Below are 3,788 nucleotides of genomic sequence, written 5' to 3'. Positions count from 1 at the left end.
ACTTTATAACTAAACCCATTTATCTCAACAAAGTGATAATTGAGTTGTTCTGTTTGTTGTGTTAGTTCTTGCATAATAATATGCTCCTTTCTACGGTTTTCACAATATTTAAACCCTTTATCAGTGTTGATATTTTCCAAAATCTAAAAAAGAATCATTCTTTTTGGTTATTTCAACGCTGATATAGACTTAATTTTTGTTATTTTAATATTTAAATAAAAAAATAGGTAGAATGACTTTTTTATCACTCTACCTATACACAAAAATTAAAAAATGTTATAATTTAACTGACCTACCATAAAACGGTGGGGGTTAAATCAATAAGCCCTAGTTAAGTGGTTTGCTTGACCACTTAATAGGTGTATAGAAGAATGACGTTTGGGTCATTTTTCTTTTTGTTTATTTAGTTGTTTTTATTTTACCACAAGGGAGAATTAAATAATTTGTTTTCAACTCCTTTTTTCAAAAACAAATAAAAAGGGAAATAACAGACCGCCATTTCCACAAACAAAATTATAATAATTGATACAACACATTTTAAGTTAAATAAAATATGTTAAGATGTCTATGGAAACACAGTTGTGTCAAAATGGATTGTGTTTCCGTTTTTAATTGTCATAGCATTTTAAAATGCTAAAAAATTCATTATATAGCAAATTATAAAAATATACAAATATTATGCTTAGTAAATATAATTTGTATTATTATTTATGTAGTGTATGACTTTGTAGTCAAACCGATATCGATCACTACCAAACAGAGCGGGATCTCAAAATGGAAAATGGTAATCTCAACGCCTACCCTGACTTAATTGTTTATAAAAATGATGGGATAATTCAATTAGTGGAATTTGAGCGCATACGAAAAACCCCCGAGCGGTTTAGAAAAAAACTTGATGGTCTCCGCAAATACTATAAAGACAACTACCAAGTCCACTGAATTACCCCAACACAAACACTCTCTAATTGAATTGAAAATCAAATCAATAACTATGCGTGACAAGAACTAGACACCTACAAAATTTGAAACACACAATAACTATGTTTTATTTTAAAAGAATAAAGACACAGTCAATCATTAAATAAATAAAATTGTTTTTATTGTATTGATTTAATAGGGATTAAGAAATATTGCTTGATAATATAATAATAATTGTTAATATTCACCCTGAACCTTTACATCGCCATCACTATCAAGAACTAAATTGGGTTCTTTTGTATATAAATTTCAACGATAAACTGCTTTAATATATTTTCTATAATAAGCACTATGTAGTGCGATTCAATAAGTATAAGAATTAACAAATTTCTTCTCTTTAACAACTAAATATGTTTCCTTTTCGGCGGGTAGTAAAACAATTGAACTACCAAAACTGTCGGTATCCAAAACTTTTGAGGAACTATTATATTTAAACTTAATAATTCTTCAATTATCATTTTCATCACCACGCCACACAACATAAAAATAATGGTTATAATTATCAATAATGTTAAATGGTTCTTCTTGGGGTGCTATTCATTCTAAGTTGTCTTTAATTTCTTGGTTAGCAGTATCTATTTTATTTATTTCTTTAAGTTTTAGTAATTCTTTATCGGTATATTCTTTCTCTTTTTCATATCAACAAGCGACAACACTACTTGCTCCAGTTTCAGTTAAACTAACTGCTCCAATTAAACTTAGTATTTTTTCATTGTTATTTTATCTCCTTTATTTTTAAATATTTATATATTATTTTTATAACATTTATTCCTTATTGCTTCAAATTTCGTAATTGTTTAGTATTTACATCTAACTTTTTCTAAACCGTTTGGGTGACTTGCGGGTGCGTTCAAATTCGATATAAATTTGACTATCATTATTTTTTTATTTAAAAATTACTTTTAAAGTATAATGTGGTATTAATTTATAATCTTGTGATTCTTGATCAGAAACAGCAAATAATTTTGATCCTGGCTTAGGTGTTAAAATTGCCTCTTTTTTATTATTATCAAAACTAATTAATCAAATTTCATCATATAAAATATCTTTATATTTATTAGCAAAATCTTGCCCTATTATTTTTTTAACAAGATCATAACGTAATATATCAATTGTATCTTTTGTATATGTTTTATCTAAAGTAACATTTATTTCTTCATCTTTATTTGGTTTTTTACTTTTAAAATTTAAAAATTTTTTTGGATTTGTAATAATTTTAAATTTAAAAATTATTGTTGATTCATTAATAATATTTTTATAATTATTTGCTGATATTTTTAATGTTCCTTCTTGTTTTTTTTCGTCAATAAATAATTTTATTTTATTTTTCAAAAAACAACTAGAAATTAAAAACTTTAGTGTTGTTTTATAAAACCCAGAAAAACGATTACGATCTCCTGCAACTTCTAAAACACTTGCTAATATTCCTAAATTTGTTGAATTATGTGAAGATATATATGAATCTCAAACTTCTTTAACAATATATACATTACCAATATTATCTAATGGAAATAATTGGTTTAAACTAATTGGTTCATTAATAATTTCAACTGTTGAACCAATAAAATTTCCATTTAATTTTGGTGTAATCATTAAATTATGATTTGATTCATTAATTTTTATTTCAATATCAGAAAAAGAAAAATTAGTTCCATTCAATAAATTAATAGCATTTAAGGCTGATTCTGGTGTTAATTTGTATTTAGGGTTATATTCATTTTCTATTATTGGAATAAATTCAACTGGTAATGGTAATGAAGTAAAAGTAATAATCTTATTAATATCATTTGTTGATCATATTAAATTAATTTTTTTTGTTAAAAATGGTTTATTATTAACATCAGGCATAAAACGAATTATTGCTGTTTTCATCCCTGGTTCTATATCAACATCAAAATTTTCAATATTATAATTTTTAGTTTTTAAATATTTTTTTATGCTATTAGAAGTTGGTAATATATTATTTATTGTATTAAAATCTATATTATTTTTATAATTACAACTAACTAATGATAATGTAGTAAATAATATAATATGACTTAAAATTATTATTAATATTATAAACTTTAAACTCATCAACAAATTTTTCATTTTTCTATTCCTTTTTTTTTTTTATTAAATTTAATTATATTATATATTCTAAATATTTAATATTTTTTGAATAAAATACTAATAAATATATTTTAAAAGTATATAAAATTTATTAAATATTTTGTTTTGATATAGTAATGGTATTTATTTTGGTTTTCTATTGGAAGCAAAAGAAATAAAAAATATCGCTTTTTACTAAACAGCAAAAATGATATGATCACGACCATATCTTGGTTTTGTTTATTTGTTGTCTTGCTACTCTGTGGTTTTATGCAAGTTCTGTGCTTTGTTGGTAGGGGAGTTAAGAACTCGATAGGGGAGTTAGTCTAAGTTGTCTAATTCCACTAATAACTTGTTGAGTTCTTCTTCGGACATTTCTGGTGGGGCGCCCTTGTTTTTTTTCGTAAACAGTGTTATAATTATCAACAAGAGAATTATTTTCTCTTGCTCGGTTTTTATTGGAATTAACAGAATACTTGTTTTTTACGAAAGATTGGTATTCTTATTTTAATTTGTCGCTTTCAGCGCAAATTTGTTTGCGTGCTTGTTGGTAAGTTAACCCACTTAAAAAAGGGTTTGTTGCTTCTTCTTTTTCGTAGCGGCGATCAGACACAGTTAAATAAGCGGCGATCAGACACAGTTAAATAATGCAATTCTTTAATTGCTGTGTCATTAATTGCTTGATAACCCGCCAAGCGATATTTGTTATTATCTCGTGT

At 25.1% G+C, this 3,788-nt stretch carries 4 protein-coding genes and 1 pseudogene; 1 reads left to right on the top strand and 4 read right to left on the bottom strand.

Features of this window, described 5'->3' with window-relative positions; translation table 4 throughout:
• The first annotated feature begins 774 nt into the window (after positions 1 to 774).
• Positions 775 to 1,038: a hypothetical protein gene (locus tag C6B38_RS01030; RefSeq protein ID WP_105298321.1), complete on the top strand. Its 264-nt coding sequence runs from the start codon at positions 775 to 777 to the stop codon at positions 1,036 to 1,038.
• 117 nt (positions 1,039 to 1,155) lie between these two features.
• On the opposite strand, the gene C6B38_RS10910 is transcribed toward C6B38_RS01030, so the two are convergent.
• From C6B38_RS10910 to C6B38_RS10900, 4 genes and pseudogenes are all read right to left on the bottom strand, one after another.
• Positions 1,156 to 1,455, bottom strand: coding sequence for a hypothetical protein (locus C6B38_RS10910; RefSeq protein WP_105298320.1), 300 nt, complete (start codon positions 1,453 to 1,455; stop codon positions 1,156 to 1,158).
• A gap of 171 nt (positions 1,456 to 1,626) precedes the next feature.
• A pseudogene (locus tag C6B38_RS11795) lies at positions 1,627 to 1,683 on the bottom strand (hypothetical protein); the annotation flags it as partial.
• Between the two features lie 180 nt (positions 1,684 to 1,863).
• Entirely contained in the window at positions 1,864 to 3,069 is a 1,206-nt protein-coding gene (locus tag C6B38_RS01020; protein WP_105298319.1) for a hypothetical protein, read from the bottom strand.
• A gap of 464 nt (positions 3,070 to 3,533) precedes the next feature.
• On the bottom strand, positions 3,534 to 3,788 hold a 255-nt coding region (locus C6B38_RS10900), incomplete at its 5' end, for a hypothetical protein (protein WP_233485460.1).

Source organism: Spiroplasma sp. ChiS (assembly GCF_002968355.1).
GTDB lineage: Bacteria > Bacillota_I > Bacilli_A > Mycoplasmatales > Mycoplasmataceae > Spiroplasma > Spiroplasma citri.
The sequence above is the reverse complement of the archived record's forward strand: the minus strand, read 5'-3'. Positions and strand labels throughout refer to the sequence as shown.